Origin of the sequence: Pseudomonas sp. FDAARGOS_380 (assembly GCF_002591235.1) — a bacterium.
Taxonomy (GTDB): Bacteria; Pseudomonadota; Gammaproteobacteria; order Pseudomonadales; family Pseudomonadaceae; genus Aquipseudomonas; species Aquipseudomonas salmasensis.
In genome coordinates, this window is record NZ_CP023969.1 from 5,220,387 (window position 1) to 5,243,126 (window position 22,740).

Consider the following 22,740-nt stretch of genomic DNA (forward strand, 5'->3'; position numbering starts at 1 on the left):
CCCCACGCCTTTCCCTGACCCTGTTGGGCGTTCACAACTTGGCAATGGACACTTCTGTGGACTTCACAAAGGCAATCACCTCACTGCCCACTTTCAATTCCAGGTCACGCACCGAGCGTGTGGTGATCACCGACGTCACAATGCCCGAGGCGGTCTGCACGTCGATTTCCGACACCACTTCCCCCAGCAGAATCTCCTTGATCACGCCTTTGAACTGGTTGCGCACGTTGATCGCTTTGATGGTCATGTCGGCTTTCCTTTTGGCTGTTGGGTCAATCCGCACGAATGCGCAGGCCCTCAAAATGCGCTGCCGGATAGAATATTAAAAGGAATAAATGTCTATTTATTTATTCGATATAGGCATATGCGGGGTGATGTTTCATGACCCGCCCACGGCTGAATTTGTGTGTGGCAGCGACCTATGACCGCACATCTTGTGCGTTGACCAACTTTGTTACACCCCATATAGTGTGCCCACAAACAGATCAGACCACTACATAGTGTGCAGCATCGGTATTTACCGACCACACTACGCGCAGTATTTCAATGCCTTGTAGCCTGCAAAAACATTTATTTTTCGAGTACCAGGAAGGAGTATTTCCATGCTGAGTTGGGATGAAGTCGACAACGAAGACACCGGTGCAGCGGTGATCAAAGGCGCCAACGCCGGCCACGCCACCGAAGCCAACATGGACCGCCTCGACGGTGCCGGCGCCGCTGCCGCCGTGGAAGCCCGCGCCGTCACCGCCAACGACTCCGCCGCCATCGTGCGCGCCAAGGCTGCCCTGGACAAACTCGACGTCGCCGAAGGCCTCGCCGAGCTGGAAGGCGCCTCTGCCCGCGTCGCCGTTGACGAAAAACGCATGATCAACTGCCGCGCCGACCTCAACCAACTCGTGCCCTTCAAGTACGACTGGGCCTGGCAGAAGTACCTCGACGGCTGCGCCAACCACTGGATGCCGCAAGAGGTCAACATGACCGCCGACATCGCCCTGTGGAAAAACCCCGAAGGCCTGACCGACGACGAACGCCGCATCGTCATGCGCAACCTGGGCTTCTTCTCCACCGCCGACTCCCTGGTGGCCAACAACCTGGTACTGGCCGTGTACCGCCTGATCACCAACCCGGAGTGCCGCCAGTACATCCTGCGCCAGGCCTTTGAAGAAGCGATCCACACCCACGCCTACCAGTACTGCATCGAATCGCTGGCCATGGATGAAGGCGAGATCTTCAACATGTACCACGAGATTCCATCGGTCGCTAAAAAAGCCGCCTGGGGCCTGAAGTACACCCGCTCGATCTCCGATCCGAAGTTCGAAACCGGCACCGTCGACACCGACAAAGAGCTGCTGCGCAACCTGGTCGCTTACTACTGTGTACTGGAAGGCATCTTCTTCTACTGCGGCTTCACCCAGATCCTGTCCATGGGCCGCCGCAACAAAATGACCGGCGTGGCCGAGCAGTTCCAGTACATCCTGCGCGATGAGTCGATGCACCTGAACTTCGGTATCGACGTGATCAACCAGATCAAAATCGAAAACCCACACCTGTGGGATGCCGAGATGAAGGAAGAAGCGACCCAGATGATCCTGCAGGGTACGCAGTTGGAGATTGAATATGCGCGGGATACCATGCCGCGCGGTGTTCTCGGCATGAATGCGGCGATGATGGAGGATTACCTCAAGTTCATCGCTAACCGTCGCCTGTCGCAGATCGGCTTGAAGGAAGAGTACCCAGGCACCACCAACCCGTTCCCGTGGATGAGCGAGATCATGGACTTGAAGAAAGAGAAGAATTTCTTCGAGACCCGTGTGATCGAGTACCAGACCGGCGGCGCGCTGAGCTGGGACTGACATAACCTCTGTAGGAGCGAGCTTGCTCGCGAAGAACGTCAACGATAACGCGCGCATCCTGAATGAACGCGGTGCCCTTGGGGTCTTCGCGAGCAAGCTCGCTCCTACATGGGGGCCGCGGTGTTCTTCAAACTTTTGCAAATTGCCTTTATGCCCAACCAAACCATCAAGACCCCTTGCGTCGGCCTGTGCTCCACCGTCTACGGTGACCTGGTCTGCCGGGGCTGCAAGCGTTATCACCATGAAGTGATCCAGTGGAATGGCTATAGCGCCGAGGAAAAACAAGCGGTGTGGCTGCGCCTGGAGCAGTTGCTGGTACAGGTGATGGCCAGCAAGCTGGAAGTCTTCGATCCGCAGCGCCTGCGTGATCAGTTAGAGGCGCGCAAGATTCGCTTTGTGCCGCACCAGTCGCCGTATTGCTGGGCATACCAACTGATTGCCCGGGGTGCACGGGTGATCTCCAAGCTGGATGCGTATGGCTTGGCGTTGCTGCCCGAGTTTCGCGAGCGCCACCTGGCGGACCTGCGCGATGCGATAGACCGAGAGTTCTTTCTGCTGTCCGAGGCGCATTACGAACGCTATATCGCCCCGGTTTTCCTGAAAGAGTCATTCGGACCGGCGCTGATTGCCACGCGCTGACCAGCGCCGCAAACACTGTAGGAACTGGCTTGCCTGCGACGGTAACCACGATGCGAAGCGAGCCGCTCTTGATCTTGATCTGCTTTTGATCTTGATCTCAGGCGCCCCGTCAAACCACGCTGGCCGGAATTCGACAGGGATTTGGGGGGTAAACCGGCAAGGATGCCGGTTTAGCCGCCCCGCGCCATGGATGGCGCGTGGCGGCGGCCTCCCAAATCACTGGCGGATTACGGGCACACCGAGCCTAAGCGAGGTGCCGAGTGGTGGGGCGAGGACCTTTTGGTTACTTTTGGGTCCTTCCAAAAGTGACCCGCTGTCAGAGCCAGCCCTTTCAAGGTCTTTTCGTTTTGGCAGCCTTGATTACCCTGTCCGTTGAAACATGCGCATTCACCGCCGTGCCTTGCACCCATGTCTTGGGTTTAGGCACCTTGGGGCCGCGGGGGCTTTTCGCAACTTGTTTGGGTTGGATGTTTCTGGCCAGCTCCAACAAACGCTGGGCCAACTTTTCCACAGGGATGGCGGGAAGATATTCCGAGGGCAGTGCAATCTGCATTCCCTCATAACCACTCCTGACCTGGACCGCCAAGTGATAGATCGAGGCTTCCCAGCCATCAGGCTGGGTCTCCCGATGGGCTTGCTCCACGCTTCGCTTGAGTACGGCCAGGACGTTGTAGGCCAACACTGCCGTAGTGAACCCGAGCAAGGCGGCCTTTGGGCTGCCGAGAGTTTCGATTTCACTTTCCAGGATCGCTTCCAGTCGCTGGAACATACCTTCAATGCTCCAGCGGCGGCGATAGAGTTGCGCGATCTGCTCAGCGCTGACGCTTTCAGGCAAGTTGCTCCAGAACATCAAGCTGCTGTCACCCGAGTCTGTTGGCGAATGAAGCGTCAGTTCGACGCGCCGACATTGGTAACCGCCTCTGACCTGGATGATCTGCTCACGCACAGAGCCTGTTTCCACAGGCACGGGTTCTTGCCACTCACCCTCTTGAATCAGGCGTGGATGTTTGGCTTGCTGGCGAATGACAAAGGACGTCTGGACCTGCTCACAAGCTTCCATTACCGGAAGCGTGCAGTAGAGTCGGTCAGCCAGCCACACCTGGCCCGGTTCAGCATTAGCCAACAGAGGCAACACGCAAACGCGCTCGCTGGCGTAGGCATCCTCACATGCCTGAAGGTCGATGACCTGATCGAGATCAGGATCGTAGACCACTACCGAAAAACCGGGACGAGCCGCACCTCGCTCCTGGCGTAAAGCCCCCAGACGCTTCTCAGTGGATGCCAGGTGATTGCCATCTACCACGCGAACCTGCCAGTCCGGCAGCATCGTCGTGCAACCCAGTTCTTTGATGGTTGGAGTCAGTCGTTGCGCACTACCGGTGACCAGAGCGCGCAATAGCGCGGGTTCAGTACGACTGATCTTGTCGTAAAGCGCCGCCAAGCTGACAGGGAGATCTTCCAGTTGCCGCGCGGCGGCGTGCAGGGATGGCTTCAAGCCCAATGAAACAAGGGACATCAGCTTGATTATGGTCGAGAACAGTAGTTCACGAGAATACTGCCGTTGCCGATGTTCTTCGAAGACCTGATCGACCCACTCAGGGGCAATAGCTTGTTCCAGCGCCAATTTGGCCATGACGCTGGCAGGTGCTTTTTTCTCGAAACGCGCTAGAACATCGGCCCACATCGTTTGGGATCCCTGAATGAAATTTCAGGGGATTTTACCGAAGACCTTGAAAGGGATGGCTGTCAGAGCGGAACCCTAGGTGGCCGTTACCGCAGGAACGGATATGCACACTGTCCACCTGTGTTGGCTGTCAGGCCGCTATCGCAGGCAAGCCAGCTCCCACATTTGGATCGCGGGGTGCCAGGTAAATAGGCGTCGGCAATCAGGCCGCCATCGCAGGCAAGCCAGCTCCCACAGTTGGATCGCAGGGCATCATCCCCCTTCACAGACCAGCCCCCTCCCACCCAATTGTGTTTAAAATGCCGCCCGCCCGATGACCGATGCTTAACGATGACCCCAGACGCCCTCGCTACCCTGCACGCCCACCTGCTCACTGCCCTGGCTGACGCGCCTGCGGAAACCCGGCGCCTGTTCCATGGCCGTGGCCGCTGCTGGCCAGGCCTGGAACAACTCACCGTGGACTGGCTGCAAGGGGTGGTGCTGGTCGCCCTGTTCAAAGAAACCGAGCACCTGCAAGCCCTCAAGCACACCCTGTTGCAGATCGAGTGGAGCCGCTTCGGCGTACACACCGTGGCCCTGCAACACCGCTACCTGCCGCAAAGCACCACCGAATGGCTGGTGGGCGACGCCATCGACGAGCTGACCATCACCGAGGACGGCCTGCGCTACCTGATCGACCTGGGCAAAAAACAGAACAGTGGGCTGTTCCTCGACATGCGTTACGGGCGCAACTGGGTGCGCGAACAGGCCAAAGGACAGCGTGTGCTCAACCTGTTCGCCTATACCTGCGGTTTTTCCGTGGCCGCCATCGAAGGCGGCGCCGACCATGTGGTGAACCTGGACATGGCCCGTGGTGCCCTCAGCCGTGGCCGCGACAACCATCGCCTGAATGGGCATGACCTGGGCCGGGTGAGCTTCCTGGGCCACGACCTGTTCAAGTCCTGGGCCAAGGTGACGAACAACGGCCCTTACGATCTGGTGATCATCGACCCGCCCTCCTTCCAGAAAGGCAGTTTCCTACTGACCAAGGATTACCAGCGCGTGCTGCGCCGCCTGCCGGACTTGCTCAGTGCCCAAGGCACCGTGCTGGCATGCATGAACGATCCGGCCTTCGGCGAAGATTTCCTGATCGACGGCGTGACCCGCGAAGCACCGGGCCTGCGCTTTGTGCAGCGGCTGGAAAACCCACCGGAATTTCCTGACATTGACCCCCAGAGCGGGTTAAAGGCACTGGTGTTCCGTCAGGGCTGATGCCCAAATGGCCTACGCTTGCTACGCTAACGGATACGCCGGGCGGTGAACCTTATCCTCCCCTTCCCGGTCGATACCTGCATTCCCTGGCCAGACTCGACGGCGCTACGTCGTCGGCTGCCCCGTTTGACCTTTTGGAGAACCGCCCGTGATATCGACCCTGCATGTAGCCAGACTTAAAGCCTGGGGCGCCCACGGCTTTACCGCCACCGGTGTGGTACTGGCCTTTTTGGCCACCCTGGCGCTGCTGGAAAACTCCCCCAAGGCGTGCCTGCTGTGGCTGGGCCTGGCGCTGGTGGTGGATGGCGTCGACGGCTCGCTGGCGCGACGGGTGAATGTCAGCACGGTACTGCCCAGCTTTGACGGCTCGGTGCTGGACCTGGTGATCGATTACCTCACCTACGTGTTCATTCCGGCACTGTTTATCTACCGCTACATCGACCTGCCCGATTTCACCCACCTGTTTGCGGTGTCGGTGATCCTGGTGTCGTCGCTGTTCTGCTTTTGTAACGTGAACATGAAGAGCAAGGACAACTACTTCGTCGGCTTCCCTGCCGCCTGGAACGTCGTTGCCCTGTGCGTCTATATCATCCAGCCGGATGCCTGGGTCACCTTGCTGACCGTGATTGGCCTGGCGCTGTTGACCGTGACGCCGATGAAGTTTTTGCACCCGTTCCGGGTCAAGCGCTTCATGCCGATCAACATCGCGGTGACCACCATCTGGCTGTTGTGCAGCTTCCTGATGGTGGTGGACTACCCCAACACCAACCCTTGGACATTTGGCCTGTGGTCGCTGATGTCGGCCTACTTCCTGGGTATCTGCATCTGGCGCACGGCCGTGGAATGGCTGGGCGCGCACAAATAACCAGGCGAGCCCGGTAAAAAATGTGGGAGAGGCCTGCCCCCTCCCACATTTGAGTCACATCGCAGTAAGATGCTGGCCTTCTGCGGCCCTCCAACAATAAGCCCTGCCCATGCCTTTCGAACTCAGCGTTGACCTCACCACCCTGGCCATCCTGGCCGTTGTCGCTTTTATCGCCGGTTTTATCGATGCCATCGCTGGCGGTGGCGGTTTGTTGACCACGCCTGCCCTGCTCACCGCCGGCATGCCGCCGCATCTGGTACTGGGTACCAACAAACTCAGCTCCACCTTCGGTTCGGCCACCGCCAGTTTTACCTTCTATCGCCGCAAGCTGTTTCACCCACGCCAATGGGTGCACGCCATCGTCGGTACCTTGATCGGTGCGCTGACCGGCGCGGTCGTCGCCCATTACTTGCCCGCCGAAACCCTGAACAAGATGCTCCCGGTGATCGTCTTCGCCTGCGGTGTGTACCTGCTGTTCGGGGGCACGCCCAAGGCGCCACTGGATGCCGAGGCACCGATCAAGAAGAAATGGCAAGCCACCCAGGGCTTTGGCCTGGGCTTCTACGACGGCGTGGCCGGGCCCGGCACGGGGGCGTTCTGGACGGTCAGCACGATGCTGCTGCACCCCATCGACCTGGTGAAGGCCAGCGGTGTGGCGCGCAGCATGAACTTCGTCAGCAACGCGGCGGCGCTGACGGTGTTCATCATCAATGGTTCGGTGGACTGGATTGTCGGCCTGGCGATGGGGGTGTCGGTGATGTGTGGCGCGTTCTTTGGCGCACGCAGCGCGATCAGCGGCGGCGCCAAATTCATTCGCCCGGTGTTTATCACCGTGGTGCTGGGCCTGACCGTGCGCCTAGCCTGGCAGCACTGGTTCAGCGTGGCCTAAGCGGCGGGCCACGTAGAGGTCGATGAGGTAACGCGCAATCGAGCGTGACGCTGGCAACGGCGGCAGCTCGTGGATATTGAACCACTGCGCATCCTCGATCTCGTCGGCCTGGGGCACGATATCGCCCCCGGCGTATTCGGCATGAAAGCCCAGCATCATCGAGTGAGGGAACGGCCAGCATTGGCTGCCCATGTACTGGATGTTCTTGACCTCCACCTGCACCTCTTCGCGCACTTCACGGATCAGGCAGTCTTCAGCAGACTCACCCGGCTCGGCAAAACCGGCCAGGGTGCTATAGACCCCCGTGACAAAACGCGGCGAACGCGCCAGCAGGATCTCATCGCCACGGGTCACCAGCACGATCATGCTTGGCGAGATACGCGGGTAGCTGCGCAGGTCGCAGGCCTGGCAATACATCGCCCGCTCCCTCGGCACCTGCACCATCGCCTGGGCACAACTGCCACAAAAACGATGTTCCCGCGCCCAGGTACCGATCTGCGCGGCGTAGCCCAGCACCTTGTACAGGGTGTGATCGCCTTGCAGCATAAAACCGCGCAAGCCCTGCCAACTGCACCCTGGCACTTCTGCCGGCGCGTTGAGTTCCAGCAGGTACACCGGCTCGCCGTCAAGGTGGCCGATGCCGTGTTCGGCAAACACCGACAGGTCCTGGCGCTTGAGCCATTCGCGCGGGAACAGCGGGCCGTTGGTGTCGTGTAAAAAGCCTTCGCGGCTGCGGGCGACGGCCCAGCCGCCAGGGGCGTCGTTGTCCAGCAGCGTTGTCGTAATCCAGCCTGGGGTCATGTCGGTCAATCCACGAATTCGGGTTTCTGCTTACTCATGTGGGCCGCGATGGCCACGCGCAGGTCGTTGGATTGCAACATAGCCGAGTTCCAGGTGGCAACGTATTCCAGGCCGTCATTGACTGTGTGGTCACGCATGTAGCTGATCATGGCCTTGGTGCCAGTCACGGCAATCGGCGACTTGGCGGCGATTTGCTGGGCCAGGTCCATGACGCCCGCCAGCAGGCTTTCATGATCGGCAAACACGCGGTTGACCAGGCCGATGCTGCGCGCTTCTTCGGCGCCGAACTGACGGCCGGTGTAGGCCAGTTCACGCAGCATGCCGTCGCCGATAATGCGCGGCAGGCGTTGCAAGGTGCCGACGTCGGCGGCCATGCCGATGTCGATTTCCTTGATCGAGAATTGCGCGTCTTCAGCTGCATAGCGCATGTCACAGGCACTGATCAGGTCGATGGCGCCGCCGATGCAGTAGCCCTGGATCGCCGCCAGCACGGGCTTGCGGCAAGTGTCCACGGCGTTGAACGAGGCTTGCAGCTCGAGGATCTTGCGGCGCAGCAGGCGCGCATTGCGCCCCACGTCCTTGCCAAAATCATTGGCGATCGAGGCCAGCATCATCAGGTCGATGCCTGAGGAAAAGTGCTTGCCGGCCCCGCTGAGTACCACGGCACGCACGGCGTCGGTCTCGTCGACCCATTGGAAGATGTCGATGATTTCGGTCCAGAACGCCGCGTTCATGGCGTTGATCTTTTCCGGGCGATTGATCTGCACATGGGCAACGTTGCCGCTGAGTTCGACAACGAAGGCTTGGTATTCGGACATGGCAGTGGTCCCTGACTGGCGATTGAGAAAGCCCAGACTATATCAAGGGTGCGCCACGGCGCATCGGCCAAAAGCGGGACTGGCACCGGCGCAGGAAAAGCCGCTGGATAAAACCCCGCGCACACGCCATCCTTTGCGCTTTAAGCCGCGCTGTCAGCGGCGCTCGACGTTTTAAGGATATGCCATGCACGCCCACCCCCTCGCTCCCACCGATTTCGAATTCATTGATGCCACCTTGCTCAAATATGGCGAAGACCACTCGGTGCTGAACATGGCCGAACTCGACGGTTATTTCACCGCCCTGGTTTCCAGCCCGGCCAAGGTGGATGTGGCCGAGTGGTTCCCGGCGATCTGGGGTGGGCAAAACCCTGAATGGGACAACATGGACGAGGCCCAGGCTTTTCTCGAGCTGTGTGTACGCCATATGAATACCCTGGCCGCACAATTGGCCATTGATGCCCAGGCATTCAAAGCCCGTTTCGATGAAACAGAACATCAAGACCAGGTGGTGACCCTTGCCGAGGAATGGTGCTTTGGCTATGTGCGCGGCGTGGCGATCGCCAACTGGCCGCCATTGCCCGCTGCACAAGCCGGGCAACTGGAGCGGATTTCCTGGTGCGCCGAGCAGGACAACTTCGAACTGCCGGCAGACCTGGATGTAAACGCCCATCAACAGCGGGTCAGCGAGATCGAACCGGCTGCGCGGGCGCTGCATGACTACTGGCTGAGCCAGCGTTAAGGCAGGCAAACCTTTTTTGTAGGAGCGAGCTTGCTCGCGAAAAACTTCCAGGCGCCGCGTTCATTCAGGAAGCCCGCTTTATCGTTGGCGTTTTTCGCGAGCAAGCTCGCTCCTACAGTTAGGCCCCCCCACATTTAGGCCGGAGCGCACTCCAATACATCACGCAGATCACCCGCTCACTCGACAAGCATGGCGTGTTTGCCTGATGATTCGGGTCCGCATGTCGGCCACTCCACGCCACCTCGCCTTGACCAGGAGCCTTGTACCTTGAGTTCGCAGAAAACCGTGACCGTTACACCGCCCAACTTCCCCCTCACTGGCAAGGTCGCGCCCCCCGGCTCCAAATCCATTACCAACCGTGCGCTGTTGCTGGCGGCATTGGCCAAGGGCACCAGCCGTTTGAGCGGTGCGCTCAAAAGCGATGACACGCGCCACATGTCGGTCGCCCTGCGGCAGATGGGCGTCACCATCGACGAGCCGGACGACACCACCTTTGTGGTCACCAGCCAAGGCTCGCTGCAATTGCCGGCACAACCGTTGTTCCTCGGCAACGCCGGCACCGCCATGCGCTTTCTCACGGCTGCCGTGGCCACCGTGCAAGGCACCGTGGTGCTGGACGGTGACGAATACATGCAAAAACGCCCGATCGGCCCGCTGCTGGCTACCCTGGGCCAGAACGGCATTCAGGTCGACAGCCCCACCGGTTGCCCGCCAGTGACCGTGCACGGCGTGGGCAAGGTCCAGGCCAAGCGTTTTGAGATTGATGGTGGCTTGTCCAGCCAGTACGTATCGGCCCTGCTGATGCTCGCGGCGTGCGGCGAAGCGCCGATTGAAGTGGCGCTGACCGGCAAGGACATCGGCGCCCGTGGCTACGTGGACCTGACCCTCGATTGCATGCGTGCGTTCGGGGCCCAGGTGGACGCCGTGGACGACACCACCTGGCGCGTGACCCCCACCGGCTACACCGCCCATGATTACCTGATCGAACCCGATGCGTCCGCCGCCACGTATTTGTGGGCCGCAGAAGTGCTGACCGGTGGGCGTATCGACATTGGTGTAGCCGCGCAGGACTTCACCCAGCCCGACGCCAAGGCCCAGGCCGTGATCGCGCAGTTCCCGAACATGCAGGCCACGGTGGTAGGCTCGCAAATGCAGGATGCGATCCCGACCCTGGCGGTGCTCGCCGCGTTCAACAGCACGCCGGTGCGTTTCACTGAACTGGCGAACCTGCGCGTCAAGGAATGTGACCGCGTGCAGGCGCTGCACGATGGCCTCAACGAAATTCGCCCGGGCCTGGCGACCATCGAGGGCGATGACCTGCTGGTCGCCAGCGACCCGGCCCTGGCTGGCACCGCTTGCACCGCACTGATCGACACCCATGCCGACCATCGCATCGCCATGTGCTTTGCCCTGGCGGGGCTGAAAGTCTCGGGCATTCGCATTCAAGACCCGGACTGCGTGGCCAAGACCTACCCTGACTACTGGAAAGCCCTGGCTAGCCTGGGCGTCCACCTAAACGACTGACACACAAACCTGTAGGAGCGAGCTTGCTCGCGAAAAACGTTAACGAAAACGCGCGTTTGCTGAATGAATGCGGCGCCTGTGAGTTTTTCGCGAGCAAGCTCGCTCCTACAACCCTGCCGGGAGCGTCAATGACCCTTCGCCAACCCTGCCCACCCGGCGCCTGTGTCTGCAACCGTGAACAACTCCTGCAAGCGCCCGGCGCTGACCTGCGCATTCTGCAACTGACGCGCCAGCAGGAAAAAATCCTGCTGGAGCGCCTGGAAAACCTCAAGAGCCTGCAAGACCTCGAACACCTGCAACAGCGGATGTACGACCAACTGGGCATCCGCGTACACATCGCGCCAGGGCATACCGAGGTCAAGAGCATGCGCGGGATCCAGATCGTCATCGACGAACTGCCGGGCATGTGTCGCAAGACCCGCCAGTCCATCCCCGCGTCCATTCGCCGAGGCCTGGAGAAAAAACCAGAGATTGCCTACCGCTTGCTGGACGCCCACGACCTGTTTCGCGACGTCTGAATTATCCCGCCACTGCTTCTCGCTCAAACAACTCCTGCCCCACCGCCCGGGCCTTGTGCAAGTGCGCCTGGGCCGTGCCACTTTCCGAGTCCAGCAACAACGCGGAGGTGAGTCAATACGGGCCTGCTCAGCCTGCACGTCAATGCCGGGACGCGCTGTCGCCCTTCACCGCTGGCGGCAGCATTTCCCAGGCCGGCCTGCGCGCCATGCTCGGCGCGGCGCAAGCGCTGTCCCACGCGGCGGCCAATGGTGAAATCAGCCGCGAGGAAGCTCAGCAGGAGCTGCTGGAGACTATCCTCGGGATGGTCAGGCGCGTCAGGCCGTAGGCAGACGGCTCTGGACGAACAGTTGCGCCTTGCGCGCCAACTGGTCCAGGTGCCGATCACGCTGTTTCTCTGCATCGACCATGGCGCGCTTGCCGTGTTTTTGCAGCAGGTAGGTGTGGATCTGCCGCACTTCCAGCGAGCTGTAGATCGAAGCCACATCCAACACGCCCATCAGCCCTTCGGTGGCGTAGTTGCGAGTGTTCATCACGACCTGGGTGCCACGCGCACCGCGCACCTGGAAGCCCATGGCTTCGAACGCCGCAACCTTCTCTACCGCACAGGCCAGTTCGGCGTGGGGATAACGCGCCAACACCTCGTCCAGCATGCTGCGTGCCACACCCTGGCGACGAAAGCCGGCCTGCACCGCCATAAACGCGATGCCACAGGCGTGCGGATCATCCTTCACCGGCAGGTACAGGCAAAAGCCCACCACCGCTTCGTCTTCCATCGCCACGACCAACTCCACCGCAACGCCCTTTTCGCCATTCAGCGCCTCAAGGTACAGGTGCACCTCAAACCCGATGGCGTACTGGTAGATGTTGTACAGCAGGTTGCTCGGTGCCAGCGCCACGCTGCTGATATCGGTGAGGTTGTCTACCACCATCTGCAGGATCTGGCTGTTGATCGGTTCGGGGCACGGTGTGGTGTAGCGGGTAAGGCTGAACATGCAAATTCCTGGGGTTTCGCGTCAAGGCAGCGGCGATTGTACCTGTTGCGGGCCGCTCATGGCCCGCACACCTCGCGCAAACAGGTGCGCAGCCAGCGATGGGCCAGGTCGGCGTCCTGTCGCGGGTGCCACAGCATCGCCACGGTAAACGGCGGCAACGTCACCGGCAGCTCAAAGCAGTGCAAGCCTCGAGGCGGCACGCTGATATAGCGCTCAGGCACACTGGCGATCAGGTCAGTATCACGCGCCAGGGCGATGGCCGTGTTGAAACCGGCGACCACGATGCTGACCTGCCGAACCAGACCTTGCGCCTCCAAAGCATCGTCGATCTGGCCACGGTCCTGCCCGCGCCGCGACACATAGACGTGTTGTCCCTGGGCGAAACGCGCTGCGCTCAAAGGGCCGCGACTCAGCGGATGGCCCTCGCGCACCACACCCACCAGCCGGTCACGAAACAGCGCCTGGGTCAGCACTTCGGGGCTGGCGCCGACATCGACCACACCGGTTTCCAGGTCGACACCACCGTCGCGCAGCAACGCACTGTGCTTGTCGCTCTTGTGCACGAAACGCAAGCGCACGCCGGGTGCCTCCTGGGCGATACGCGCCAGCAATGCGGGGCCGAAGCGCTCGACGAACTCCTCACTGGTGCGCAGGGTGAAGGTGCGCACCACCGCCCCCAAGTCCAAGGAGTGCGCCGGGCGCAATACGGCGTGGGCGTCCTGCACCAGTTGGCTGACTTGCTCGCGCAGCTGCAACGCCCGGGGCGTCGGCACCAGGCCGCGACCGGCGCGCACCAGCAACGGGTCGCCAGTGGCCGCGCGCAAACGCGCCAGGGCCCGGCTCATGGCCGAAGGGCTCAGGCGCAAGCGCTGGGCAGCGCGAGCGACGCTGCCTTCGGCAAGCAGCACGTCCAGGGTGATGAGTAAATTGAGGTCGGGCATGCGCGCTCCTTAATCAGGCGTTCGGTGCAGCTATAACCTGCAACCCATGCGTCTTCCGCCATATTAGGCGACGCCGTAGATTTGTGACAGGTGCATTCATTCAAGGAAACGCGCATGCAAACCTCCACACGCGGCGGCCTGGTCGCTTTGTCGTTGTCCATGTTGCTGGCCGCCCTGGGCACCAGCATCGCGAATGTTGGCCTGCCCAGCCTGGCGCACGCCTTCGGGGCATCGTTTCATGCCGTGCAGTGGGTGGTGCTGGCCTACCTGCTGGCTATCACCGCCGTGATTGTCAGCGCCGGGCGCCTGGGCGACCGTCTGGGGCGTCGGCGCTTGCTGCTGGCCGGCTTGCTGGTGTTTGCCCTGGCCTGCGCCGGGTGTGGCATCGCGCCGACCCTGCCCTGGCTGATCGGCGCACGGGCATTCCAGGGCCTGGGCGCGGCGATCATGATGGCGATGACCCTGGGCATGGTGGGTGACACCGTCACTAAAGAAAATACCGGCCGAGTCATGGGCCTGCTCGGCACCCTGTCGGCACTCGGCACGGCCATGGGACCGAGTGTCGGCGGGGTAATGCTCAGCCTGTGGGGCTGGCGCGCGCTGTTTCTGATCGGCCTGCCCTTGGCGGGCGTGGCTGCCGCCCTCGCCTACCGTTATTTGCCGGTGGATGCTGACCGCCGCGAAACTTCACCAGGCGATACATTCTGGGCGCCCCTGCGCGATGCGCCGTTGCGCGCCGGCTTGGTCATGAGTGCTCTGGTGTCGGCGGTGATCATGGCCACGTTTGTGGTGGGCCCGTTCTACCTGTCCCGTGGCCTGGGCCTCGATCCCGCCTGGATGGGCTTGGCCATGGCCGTGGGGCCAGCGGTCGCAGCGGTTACCGGTGTACCGGCGGGTTACCTGACCGATCGCCTCGGCAGCCAACGCCTGACCCTCATGGGGCTGAGCGTGATGCTCTGCGGGGCCTTATTGCTGTCGCAGGTGTCCGGGCTTGGCGTTTATCTCGCGGCCCTGATCGTGTTGACGGCCGGCTACAGCCTGTTCCAGGCGGCCAACAACACGGCAGTGATGAGCGACATACAGGCGACCCGCCGAGGCACGGTGTCCGGCCTGCTGAATCTGTCGCGCAACCTGGGTCTGATTTTCGGCGCATCGGCCCTCGGCGCGGTGTTCGCGCGCGTCACTCCGGATGTCAGTCACGCCGCGCCACAGGCGGTGGCTGCCGGCTTGCACGCGACCTTCGCCATGGCAACGGGTTTGCTGCTGGTGGCCGCACTGATCGCCTGGAAACGTGCGCAAAGGCCGAGCAGCGCGAAGCAGACAAATATTGACAAGCCAAAATCGTAACGACTATTGTCTGACAACCTGATCACCAAGGTTTTCCCATGCTTGAACTCCAGCGCCCCGATTCGCTCGTCGTACGGGTTGTCAGCGCCATTCGCGCAGAAATCGAATCCGGCCAACTGGCCCCGGAGTCGCGCCTGCCGACCGAACAGCAACTGGCCGAACAACTCAACGTCAGCCGTTCCGTGGTGCGTGAAGCCATTGCCCAGCTCAAGGCCGACGGTGTGCTCACCGCCCGCCGTGGCCTGGGCTCGTTTATTTCGCAGACCCCTGCGGGCACGGTGTTTCGGTTTCCGCAGCCCAACGGTCGACGACCTGACCTGGCGCAGATGTTCGAAGTGCGCCTGTGGATCGAAACCCAGGCCGCTTCGATTGCCGCCCAGCGCCGCGACAGCGCCGACCTGCAACGCATGAAAAGCGCGTTGCAGGCCATGCAGGACAACCGCGACAACTTTGAAGCCGCAGCCCTGGCCGATGTGGAATTCCACCGCGCCATTGCCGACGCCAGCAAGAATGACTACTTCGTGGCCTTCCATGACTTCCTCAGGAGCCAGTTGGCCAGTGCGCGTAAAACCGCGTGGGAAAACTCGGCCTCGCGCTTTGCCACCGGTTCGGCCGACGCGACCCAGGAACACCAACAGCTCTACCAGGCCATTGCCGATGGCGACGCCCGATGTGCTGCTGCCTGTGCCGAGGCGCACCTGCGTGCCGCGGCGCGGCGCCTGCAACTGGAATTACCGACCACGAATTGATCCGTACTGTTTGCAGCGTGTCCCCGGACACGCCATTTTTTTAACAAAAACATTAGTCTGACAACCTGATAAGCAGACTGAAATGTTCAGCCTTAGGTAACCCTGCAATGATTCATGACTTTTGCATTATCGGCGGCGGCATCGTCGGCCTGGCCACCGCCATGGAGCTGCTCAAGCGCCAACCTGGCGCGTCGCTGGTGATCCTGGAAAAAGAGCCGGTGCTGGCCAAGCACCAGACCGGCCACAACAGCGGCGTGATCCATGCCGGCATCTACTACGCGCCCGGCAGCCTCAAGGCCGATTTGTGCAAGCGCGGCGCCGAAGCCACCAAGCAGTTCTGCCGCGAACACGGGATCAAATTCGAGGTGTGCGGCAAGCTGCTGGTGGCCTCAAGCCCGCTGGAAATGCAACGCATGGAAGCGCTGTACGCCCGTGCCCAGCTCAATGGCATGCAGGTCGAGCGCTTGAATGCCGAACAACTGTGCCAGCGTGAACCGAACATCGTCGGCCTCGGCGGCTTGTTTCTCGATGCCACCGGGATTGTGGATTACCGCCAGGTGTGCGAGACCATGGCCCAGGTGATTCGTCGCAACGGTGGGCAGATCTGCCTGGAACGCACCGTCACTGCCATCCACGAAAACACCGATACGGTCACCGTCAACACCGAGGGCGAGACCTGGCAGGCCCGCCATTTGGTGGTGTGCGCCGGCCTGCAGTCAGACCGCCTGGCGCGCCTGGCCGGTATCCGCATCGAGCATCAGATCATCCCGTTTCGTGGCGAATACTTCCGCCTGCCCGCCGCCAAGAACAACATCGTCAACCATCTGATCTACCCGATCCCCGACCCGGAGCTGCCCTTCCTCGGCGTACACCTGACCCGCATGATCGACGGCAGCGTCACCGTCGGCCCGAATGCCGTGCTGGGCCTTGGCCGCGAGAACTACCGCAAGTTCTCGGTGAACTGGCGCGACGTGGCGCAGTACGCCAGCTTCCCGGGTTTCTGGAAAACCCTCTGGCAAAACCTCGGTTCGGGCACCACCGAGATGAAGAACTCCTTATTCAAGTCCGGCTACCTGGAGCAGTGCCGCAAGTACTGCCCGTCCCTGACCCTCGATGACCTGCTGCCCTACGAGGCCGGTATCCGTGCCCAGGCAGTGATGCGCGACGGCAGCTTGGTGCACGACTTTCTGTTCGCCCAAACCTCACGAATGCTGCATGTGTGCAATGCGCCCTCGCCGGCCGCCACCTCAGCCATGCCCATCGGCGCGATGATCGCCGACCGCCTGTTCCACCCCCAGTAAGACCGCACCGCCCGTTCACCCAACAATAACTACAAAGACCCAGAAGGAAGTCCAGCATGTCGGCATCCGCCTCCATCCCCGGTACCGAAACGCCCGAACAAACCCGCAAGCGCCTGCGCAAAGTCGCCGCCGCCACCATCTTCGGCTCGATGCTGGAGTGGTACGACTTTTACCTGTACGCCACCATGGCGGCGATTGTGTTTTCGAAGATCTTCTTCGATAACAGCGACCCGAAGACTGCCACGCTGATGGCCTTTTCGACCTTTGCCATCGGCTTTATCGCCCGCCCTTTCGGCGGCATCCTGTTTGGTTACCTGGGCGACAAGTTCGGGCGCAAGCAAGTGCTGGTGCTGACCTTCTGCCTGATGGGCGTGTGCACCACCTTAATCGGCTTGATCCCCAGCTACGCCTCCATCGGCATATGGGCGCCGATCCTGCTGGTGTTTATCCGCATCATCCAGGGCCTGGGCGCAGGAGCCGAGCTGTCGGGCGCGGCGGTCACCTCCTACGAACACGCCTCCCAGGGCAAGCGTGGCAGCCAGGGCGCCTGGCCGGCATTGGGCCTGAACCTGGGCCTGTTGCTGTCCTCGCTGACCATTTACCTGCTGACCATCAACGGCAACGAGTTCCTGCTGGCCGGCGGCTGGCGCATTCCGTTTATCTGCAGCATCGTGCTGGTGGGCGTCGGCCTGTGGGTGCGCAACAGCATTCCCGAAACTCCGCAGTTCGAAGCGCTGAGCACGGAAAAAGCCAAGGCCAAGCCATCACCCCTCAAAGCCTTGTTCAAGAACGACCTCAAGGGCCTCGCCGTGGTGTTTTTTGTCGCGATTGGCTACAACGCCCTGAGCTACATCTTCAAGACCTTCTCCCTGGCGTACCTGACACAGTTCAAAGGCGTGGATGTGCATGTCACCTCGCTGTCGGTGACCATCGCCAGCCTAGTGGCCATCGTCGCCGTGCCCTGCTTTGGCTGGCTGTGTGACAAGTGGAGCAGCAAGACCGTACTGATGCTCGGCGGGCTGTGCTCGCTGTTGTTCGCCTACCCGTTCCTGGCCCTGCTCAATAGTGGTGAAAGCCTGATGATCTACCTCGCCATCGGTGTGGGCACCGGTATCCTCGCGCCGATGATGTTTGCGCCCCAGGGCTCGTTCCTGAGCCGGCAGTTCCCGACGCAAACGCGGTCTTCGGGCTTTGGCACCGGGCGCGAAATCGGCACCGCCATTGCTGGTGGCCTGGCACCGCTGGGCGCACTGTCGATGGTAGCGGCCTCGGCCACCCACTCCACCGATGGTGTGGTGGTGATCCTGGCGATTTCTGCCTTGTTGGTGGTGGTGTTTGCCCTCTGCGATCAGGGCGCGAAACACTCGGCATTCAAGAACTGAGCAAAAAAGTTCGGACCAACGGGTGCATGGATGCACCTGGATCGCGCATCATGGGCACTTTCAAGCTCAAGGGTAACGTCCATGCGCGTTCTGTCATTGATGATGGGTCTTACGACGCTGGCCGCCACTACGGTGTTCTGCGCCAGCGCGATGGCGAATGAAGAAAGTCAGTTAGTCCAACAGATCAACCAATACCGCAGCCAGGTACAACGCTGCGGTGACCAGGGTTCCCAGGAGCTGCCACCGCTGGCCAGCGACACACGGCTGGTATTGCCGGCCTCCAATGTCGGCGATTTGCAGCAGTCGCTGGCGCGGGCTGCGTACCCGATGGTGAACGTGCAGGCCATCAGCCTGTCCGGTCCCAAGGACGCCGAGGCTGCGATGAAAGCGGTACGCGAAAGCTTCTGCCGCGTCGTGCTCGATCCGCAATTTGTCGACATCGGCGTCAGCAACAGCGGCCAGGACTGGCGCATCGTGCTGGCTCGCCCGCTGCTGACCAGCGGCCTGGGCGACTGGCAAACCGAAGGGAGAAAACTGCTCGACCTGATCAACACCGCGCGTGCCGAGCCGCGCCAGTGCGGCAGCCAGGCGTTCACCGCGACCACACCGCTGTCGTGGAACGACACGCTGGCCAGCGCGGCCAACAGCCACACGCGCAACATGGCCAACGGCAACTTCTTCGACCACCTGGACCACGACGGTCGTACGCCCGGGGACCGCGCCGAACTGGCCGGGTATATCGCGAAGAACATCGGCGAAACCATCGCCGCCGGCCTCGACACGCCGCGCAAGGTCGTCGACGGTTGGCTCGCCAGCCCCGGCCACTGCGCCACCCTGATGAACCCGCAGTTTCGCGATTTGGGCGCCGCCTACGCGATGGACCCCAAGAGTGACGCGGGCATCTATTGGACGGGTTTATTCGGCACGCAATGAAGGTTGGGCGCCGGCCCAACCCGGCCAACAATGACGGCGTGCAAATAGACAATGAAATCAAAGTGCTATCAGGGAGATAATCGCGCTGAACTGAATGCGGTCATTCCGGTCTGTAGCTAGTCGGTGTGACTCTTCAAAGCTAAACAATGCGTGGCAAGCAAGGTGTGAACCCAATGATGAATTGGCTGCAAGGCAGCAGCGAAATGGCAGAGCGGGTTCGTCAGCATGATTGGGCCAATACGCCCTTGGGGCCACTTGAACACTGGCCCGACGTGTTGAAGACAACCGTTGCGCTGTCCTTCGCATCGAGTTTCCCCCAGGCCATCGTCTGGGGGCCTCAGTTGATTACCCTCTATAACGACGCGTTCACGCCGATCCTGGGTAGCAAACCCGATGCGTTGGGTCGCCCGTTCAACGAGATCTGGCACGAGGTGTGGGACGATATCAGCCCTATCGCCGACGCCGCGTTCGACGGGCACGCCACCTATATCGAAAACTTCCCGCTGCTGATCCAACGCAACGAAGCGCCGGAACAAGCCTATTTCACCTTCTGCTACAGCCCGATTCGCAATGCCCAAGGCGTGGTGGTCGGTCTGCTCGACACGGTGACCGAAACCACTGCCACGGTGTTCCTGGCCCGTCGTCTTGAAGTGCTGGACGCCATTAGCAACTGCGTGACCAACGCCACCGACGCCGAAACCATCATGACCTCGACCACCCGCTTGTTGGCCCAGCATCTGCAGGTGTCCATCTGCGCCTACGCCGACATGGACGAAGATCAAGACGGCTTCACCATTCGCGGCGACTGGTCGGCGCAAGGCTCGCCGAGCATCATCGGCCATTACAGCCTGGCGGCGTTTGGCGAATGCGCGGTCAACTGCCTGCGTGCCGGCGAGCCACTGGTGATACGCAATAATCTGATCGAGTTGCCGCCCCATGATGCCGCAAGCTTCCAGGCGCTCGGTGTGACAGCCACCATTTGCATGCCATTGATCAAAGACGGGCGGCTCACCGCGCTGATGGCCGTACACGACAAAGTGCCGCGCTTTTGGTCGTCCTACGACATCGCGCTGTTGGGTGAAGTCACCGAACGTTCCTGGGCACATATCAAGCGCGTGCGTGCCGACGCCGCCGTGCGTAAGGGCCTGGCTGCCTATACGGAACTCAATGCCAGCCTGGAGCAGCGCGTGAATGAGCGTACCCGTGCGCTGGCCGAAGCCGAAGCTGCACTGCGCCAGTCACAAAAACTTGAGGCCATCGGCCAACTGACCGGTGGCGTCGCCCATGACTTCAACAACCTGCTGACCATTATCCGCTCATCCGTAGATTTCCTGCGCCAGCCCGGCCTGTCCGAGGAGCGTCGGCAACGCTATATGTGCGCGGTGTCCGACACCGTGGAGCGGGCCAGCAAGCTCACCAGCCAACTGCTCGCCTTTGCCCGTCGCCAGCCGTTGAACCCGCAGGTCTTCGATGTCGGCCAGCGCGTGCAGAACATCGGCGAGATGCTCGAAAGCGTCACCGGCGCGCGCATTCATGTGCAGGTGCAATTGCCCGATCAGCCCTGCTATGCGCGCATCGACCCCAGCCAGTTCGAAACCGCGCTGATCAACATCGCCCTCAACGCCCGCGATGCGATGGACGGCCAGGGCACCCTGACTCTGAAGGTCGCCGGGCAGCAAACGCTGCCACGTATCCGCGGGGATGCCGAGTCGTGCATGCCCTACATCGCCATCTCCCTGGCCGACACCGGCACCGGGATTCCCAGCGATACTTTCGAGCGCATTTTCGAGCCGTTCTTCACCACCAAGGCCGTGGGTAAAGGCACGGGCCTTGGCCTGTCGCAGGTATTCGGCTTTGCCAAGCAGTCAGGCGGCAATATCGATGTGGCCAGCACCCTGGGCCACGGCACGGTGTTTACCTTGTACCTGCCGCAAGTCGAAGGCGAAGCGGCGCCGGATCAAGACCCGCTTGCAGATCTGCCTGCGCCGCAAGAGGCGGCTCATCAGCATGTGCTGATCGTCGAGGACAACCTTGAGGTGGGGCGCTTCGCCAGCCAGATCCTCAAGGACCTGGGTTACCAGACCACCTGGGCGACCAATGCCGAACAGGCACTGAACCTCGCCGGCACAGACGTCCAGGGGTTCGATGCGATTTTCTCCGACGTGGTGATGCCCGGCATGACCGGCGTGGCCATGGCCAAGCTGCTGCGCCAGCGCCGCCCGGACCTGCCCGTGGTACTCGTCTCCGGCTACAGTGAGGAACTGGCGGACAGCGGCTATGAAGGCTTTGAATTCCTCGCCAAGCCCTACTCCGCCGACCAGGTTGCGCGGGTGCTGGCAAAGGCGATGTGCAAGGATCAGTCGACGACCGCCACCTGATTGCGGCCCGATGCCTTGGCCTGGTACAGGGCCTTGTCGGCGCTGTTCATCAAGCCGTTCAAATCCAGATGCTGAGCGTGGGTGGACGCCACGCCCAGGCTGGCGCTCACCCCCTGGACCGGGTCGGCGGGCAAGTCACCAATTTTCTGGATCAACTGCTCGGCAATGCCGCGCGCGGTCTCCAATGAGGTATTGGGCAGCAACACCGCAAACTCCTCGCCTCCCAGGCGACCGTAGATATCGGTCTGGCGAAAGGATGCGCTGATCACTGCACCAATCTGGCGCAACACCTGGTCACCGACTTGGTGGCCATAGGTGTCATTGATGGCTTTGAAGTGGTCCATGTCCATCATCAACGCACACAACGGCTGCTGCTCGCGCAGGCACTGCGCGTACAGCAACTGGGCCTGCTCGTAAAACGCCCGACGATTCATCAGCCCGGTCAGCTCATCGGTCTGGGCGGCACGGGTGGAAATATGATGAGCGCGCTCCATCTGCCGCGTCAGGCGAAAGGCTTTCTCCAGAGCATCGGAGAGTTTGTGCGTCGCCCCGACCACAAACGAGGCAAACACCAGCACCGCCAGCGCCACGCCGACTTGCATCGGTGAGGGCTGGAGCAGCATCCATACCGTACAGGGAAGCAACACCAGCGCCATGGAACCCAGCGTCATGTAACGATAAGCCGAATAACAGGACACCGCGCTGACCGACATGCCCACGGTAAACAGCATCACCAACACCTGGGATAAACGGTCATCGACCGGCATCACCGCCAGCGCCCCGCCGCCCCAGATACCCGCCGACAGCATCAGGGTGATCCAGTAGCGGCGTTCCCAACGGGCGGGTGTGCGCCCCGCGTCAGGGCAGCGAAACCATTGCACGAACAAATGCAGGCGCACCAATGACGAGCCCGCCAGCAGTACGAGCCACACCAGGATGACCTGATGATCGAACCGGTCCCAGCACAGCCAGCAGAGCATGACGGCGCCCAGGTAGCTGCCGAAGATAGCGGAGAATGATTGACGAAACAGCTGGTGCAAACGGTCGGTTCGCACCTGCTCTTCGATTTGCTGACCCTGATCTTGCCCGAGGCTATTCATGGGATTGGCCTGTGTGAACGGCGACGACAAAGCGC

The 22,740-nt window shown here is 61.4% G+C and carries 21 protein-coding genes and 2 pseudogenes; 15 read left to right on the forward strand and 8 right to left on the reverse strand.

Features of this window, described 5'->3' with window-relative positions; all coding sequences use genetic code 11:
• Positions 1 to 31: 31 nt before the first annotated feature.
• Positions 32 to 247 (reverse strand): molybdopterin-binding protein, encoded by a 216-nt coding sequence (locus CRN80_RS24490; RefSeq protein WP_003173733.1) that lies wholly within the window; start codon positions 245 to 247, stop codon positions 32 to 34.
• A 355-nt stretch (positions 248 to 602) separates the two neighbouring features.
• On the opposite strand from CRN80_RS24490, the gene CRN80_RS24495 reads away from it, so the two are divergent.
• Both CRN80_RS24495 and CRN80_RS24500 read left to right on the forward strand, forming a co-directional pair.
• The gene (locus CRN80_RS24495) at positions 603 to 1,853 is read left to right on the forward strand and encodes a ribonucleotide-diphosphate reductase subunit beta (protein WP_032892020.1); all 1,251 of its coding nucleotides are present in this window, start codon (positions 603 to 605) and stop codon (positions 1,851 to 1,853) included.
• A gap of 150 nt (positions 1,854 to 2,003) precedes the next feature.
• Positions 2,004 to 2,492, forward strand: a complete 489-nt coding sequence (locus CRN80_RS24500; protein WP_032897452.1) for a DUF1289 domain-containing protein — start codon at positions 2,004 to 2,006, stop codon at positions 2,490 to 2,492.
• 331 nt (positions 2,493 to 2,823) lie between these two features.
• On the opposite strand, the gene CRN80_RS24510 is transcribed toward CRN80_RS24500, so the two are convergent.
• Positions 2,824 to 4,125, reverse strand: a complete 1,302-nt coding sequence (locus tag CRN80_RS24510) for an IS4 family transposase (RefSeq protein WP_098952610.1) — start codon at positions 4,123 to 4,125, stop codon at positions 2,824 to 2,826.
• Between the two features lie 381 nt (positions 4,126 to 4,506).
• Here CRN80_RS24510 and CRN80_RS24515 point away from each other — a divergent pair, with 381 nt between their 5' ends.
• From CRN80_RS24515 to CRN80_RS24525, 3 genes are all read left to right on the forward strand, one after another.
• Complete coding sequence (locus CRN80_RS24515) at positions 4,507 to 5,427, forward strand: class I SAM-dependent methyltransferase (protein ID WP_098951619.1); 921 nt, start codon at positions 4,507 to 4,509, stop codon at positions 5,425 to 5,427.
• A gap of 148 nt (positions 5,428 to 5,575) precedes the next feature.
• Positions 5,576 to 6,292: a phosphatidylcholine synthase gene (pcsA, locus tag CRN80_RS24520; protein ID WP_003191017.1), complete on the forward strand. Its 717-nt coding sequence runs from the start codon at positions 5,576 to 5,578 to the stop codon at positions 6,290 to 6,292.
• 109 nt (positions 6,293 to 6,401) lie between these two features.
• Entirely contained in the window at positions 6,402 to 7,181 is a 780-nt protein-coding gene (locus CRN80_RS24525; RefSeq protein ID WP_003191011.1) for a TSUP family transporter, read from the forward strand.
• On the opposite strand, the gene nudC is transcribed toward CRN80_RS24525, so the two are convergent.
• Together nudC and CRN80_RS24535 are read right to left on the reverse strand one after the other, a co-directional pair.
• On the reverse strand, positions 7,149 to 7,982 hold the full coding sequence (nudC, locus tag CRN80_RS24530; protein ID WP_098951620.1) for an NAD(+) diphosphatase: 834 nt from the start codon (positions 7,980 to 7,982) through the stop codon (positions 7,149 to 7,151). The genes CRN80_RS24525 and nudC overlap by 33 nt on opposite strands.
• A 5-nt stretch (positions 7,983 to 7,987) precedes the next feature.
• Entirely contained in the window at positions 7,988 to 8,800 is an 813-nt protein-coding gene (locus CRN80_RS24535; protein ID WP_032892023.1) for a crotonase/enoyl-CoA hydratase family protein, read from the reverse strand.
• A gap of 184 nt (positions 8,801 to 8,984) precedes the next feature.
• On the opposite strand from CRN80_RS24535, the gene CRN80_RS24540 reads away from it, so the two are divergent.
• From CRN80_RS24540 to CRN80_RS24550, 3 genes are all read left to right on the forward strand, one after another.
• A complete protein-coding gene (locus CRN80_RS24540) occupies positions 8,985 to 9,539 on the forward strand; it encodes a UPF0149 family protein (protein ID WP_098951622.1) in 555 nt (184 codons plus the stop codon).
• Between the two features lie 267 nt (positions 9,540 to 9,806).
• Entirely contained in the window at positions 9,807 to 11,063 is a 1,257-nt protein-coding gene (locus tag CRN80_RS24545; protein ID WP_098951624.1) for a 3-phosphoshikimate 1-carboxyvinyltransferase, read from the forward strand.
• A 128-nt stretch (positions 11,064 to 11,191) separates the two neighbouring features.
• Positions 11,192 to 11,581 (forward strand): hypothetical protein, encoded by a 390-nt coding sequence (locus tag CRN80_RS24550; RefSeq protein ID WP_098951626.1) that lies wholly within the window; start codon positions 11,192 to 11,194, stop codon positions 11,579 to 11,581.
• 1 nt (position 11,582) lies between these two features.
• Here the strand turns inward: CRN80_RS24550 and CRN80_RS32195 are convergent.
• A pseudogene (locus CRN80_RS32195) lies at positions 11,583 to 11,693 on the reverse strand (flavodoxin family protein); the annotation flags it as partial.
• A gap of 28 nt (positions 11,694 to 11,721) precedes the next feature.
• Here CRN80_RS32195 and CRN80_RS24560 point away from each other — a divergent pair.
• Positions 11,722 to 11,907: pseudogene (locus CRN80_RS24560) on the forward strand (TetR/AcrR family transcriptional regulator); the annotation flags it as partial.
• Here the strand turns inward: CRN80_RS24560 and CRN80_RS24565 are convergent.
• A complete protein-coding gene (locus CRN80_RS24565; RefSeq protein ID WP_098951627.1) occupies positions 11,897 to 12,574 on the reverse strand; it encodes a GNAT family N-acetyltransferase in 678 nt (225 codons plus the stop codon). The pseudogene CRN80_RS24560 and the gene CRN80_RS24565 sit on opposite strands and share 11 nt — an antisense overlap.
• Before the next feature lie 56 nt (positions 12,575 to 12,630).
• On the reverse strand, positions 12,631 to 13,515 hold the full coding sequence (locus CRN80_RS24570) for a LysR family transcriptional regulator (RefSeq protein ID WP_098951629.1): 885 nt from the start codon (positions 13,513 to 13,515) through the stop codon (positions 12,631 to 12,633).
• 114 nt (positions 13,516 to 13,629) lie between these two features.
• Between CRN80_RS24570 and CRN80_RS24575 the strand changes: the two genes are divergently transcribed.
• From CRN80_RS24575 to CRN80_RS24600, 6 genes are all read left to right on the forward strand, one after another.
• Entirely contained in the window at positions 13,630 to 14,862 is a 1,233-nt protein-coding gene (locus CRN80_RS24575) for an MFS transporter (RefSeq protein ID WP_098951631.1), read from the forward strand.
• A gap of 38 nt (positions 14,863 to 14,900) precedes the next feature.
• The gene (locus CRN80_RS24580) at positions 14,901 to 15,611 is read left to right on the forward strand and encodes a FadR/GntR family transcriptional regulator (RefSeq protein WP_098951633.1); all 711 of its coding nucleotides are present in this window, start codon (positions 14,901 to 14,903) and stop codon (positions 15,609 to 15,611) included.
• A gap of 107 nt (positions 15,612 to 15,718) precedes the next feature.
• Positions 15,719 to 16,912, forward strand: a complete 1,194-nt coding sequence (gene lhgO / locus CRN80_RS24585; protein ID WP_098951635.1) for an L-2-hydroxyglutarate oxidase — start codon at positions 15,719 to 15,721, stop codon at positions 16,910 to 16,912.
• A 56-nt stretch (positions 16,913 to 16,968) separates the two neighbouring features.
• Positions 16,969 to 18,294, forward strand: coding sequence for an MFS transporter (locus tag CRN80_RS24590; protein ID WP_047710754.1), 1,326 nt, complete (start codon positions 16,969 to 16,971; stop codon positions 18,292 to 18,294).
• Between the two features lie 81 nt (positions 18,295 to 18,375).
• Positions 18,376 to 19,227, forward strand: a complete 852-nt coding sequence (locus tag CRN80_RS24595; RefSeq protein ID WP_032892030.1) for a CAP domain-containing protein — start codon at positions 18,376 to 18,378, stop codon at positions 19,225 to 19,227.
• A 173-nt stretch (positions 19,228 to 19,400) separates the two neighbouring features.
• Entirely contained in the window at positions 19,401 to 21,605 is a 2,205-nt protein-coding gene (locus tag CRN80_RS24600; RefSeq protein ID WP_098951637.1) for an ATP-binding protein, read from the forward strand.
• Here the strand turns inward: CRN80_RS24600 and CRN80_RS24605 are convergent.
• Positions 21,584 to 22,705: a diguanylate cyclase gene (locus CRN80_RS24605; protein WP_098952684.1), complete on the reverse strand. Its 1,122-nt coding sequence runs from the start codon at positions 22,703 to 22,705 to the stop codon at positions 21,584 to 21,586. The two genes, CRN80_RS24600 and CRN80_RS24605, sit on opposite strands and share 22 nt — an antisense overlap.
• Positions 22,706 to 22,740 lie beyond the last annotated feature (35 nt).

Coding starts and splice junctions, on each gene's coding strand:
- CRN80_RS24550 (WP_098951626.1), top strand. CDS start 11,192: ATGACCCTTCGCCAACCCTGCCCACCCGGCGCCTGTGTCTGCAACCGT.
- CRN80_RS24605 (WP_098952684.1), bottom strand. CDS start 22,705: ATGAATAGCCTCGGGCAAGATCAGGGTCAGCAAATCGAAGAGCAGGTG.
- CRN80_RS24540 (WP_098951622.1), top strand. CDS start 8,985: ATGCACGCCCACCCCCTCGCTCCCACCGATTTCGAATTCATTGATGCC.
- lhgO (WP_098951635.1), top strand. CDS start 15,719: ATGATTCATGACTTTTGCATTATCGGCGGCGGCATCGTCGGCCTGGCC.
- CRN80_RS24495 (WP_032892020.1), top strand. CDS start 603: ATGCTGAGTTGGGATGAAGTCGACAACGAAGACACCGGTGCAGCGGTG.
- CRN80_RS24490 (WP_003173733.1), bottom strand. CDS start 247: ATGACCATCAAAGCGATCAACGTGCGCAACCAGTTCAAAGGCGTGATC.
- CRN80_RS24580 (WP_098951633.1), top strand. CDS start 14,901: ATGCTTGAACTCCAGCGCCCCGATTCGCTCGTCGTACGGGTTGTCAGC.
- CRN80_RS24570 (WP_098951629.1), bottom strand. CDS start 13,515: ATGCCCGACCTCAATTTACTCATCACCCTGGACGTGCTGCTTGCCGAA.
- CRN80_RS24600 (WP_098951637.1), top strand. CDS start 19,401: ATGATGAATTGGCTGCAAGGCAGCAGCGAAATGGCAGAGCGGGTTCGT.
- CRN80_RS24515 (WP_098951619.1), top strand. CDS start 4,507: ATGACCCCAGACGCCCTCGCTACCCTGCACGCCCACCTGCTCACTGCC.
- nudC (WP_098951620.1), bottom strand. CDS start 7,982: ATGACCCCAGGCTGGATTACGACAACGCTGCTGGACAACGACGCCCCT.
- CRN80_RS24510 (WP_098952610.1), bottom strand. CDS start 4,125: ATGGCCAAATTGGCGCTGGAACAAGCTATTGCCCCTGAGTGGGTCGAT.
- CRN80_RS24525 (WP_003191011.1), top strand. CDS start 6,402: ATGCCTTTCGAACTCAGCGTTGACCTCACCACCCTGGCCATCCTGGCC.
- CRN80_RS24500 (WP_032897452.1), top strand. CDS start 2,004: ATGCCCAACCAAACCATCAAGACCCCTTGCGTCGGCCTGTGCTCCACC.
- CRN80_RS24535 (WP_032892023.1), bottom strand. CDS start 8,800: ATGTCCGAATACCAAGCCTTCGTTGTCGAACTCAGCGGCAACGTTGCC.
- CRN80_RS24590 (WP_047710754.1), top strand. CDS start 16,969: ATGTCGGCATCCGCCTCCATCCCCGGTACCGAAACGCCCGAACAAACC.
- CRN80_RS24595 (WP_032892030.1), top strand. CDS start 18,376: ATGCGCGTTCTGTCATTGATGATGGGTCTTACGACGCTGGCCGCCACT.
- CRN80_RS24575 (WP_098951631.1), top strand. CDS start 13,630: ATGCAAACCTCCACACGCGGCGGCCTGGTCGCTTTGTCGTTGTCCATG.
- CRN80_RS24565 (WP_098951627.1), bottom strand. CDS start 12,574: ATGTTCAGCCTTACCCGCTACACCACACCGTGCCCCGAACCGATCAAC.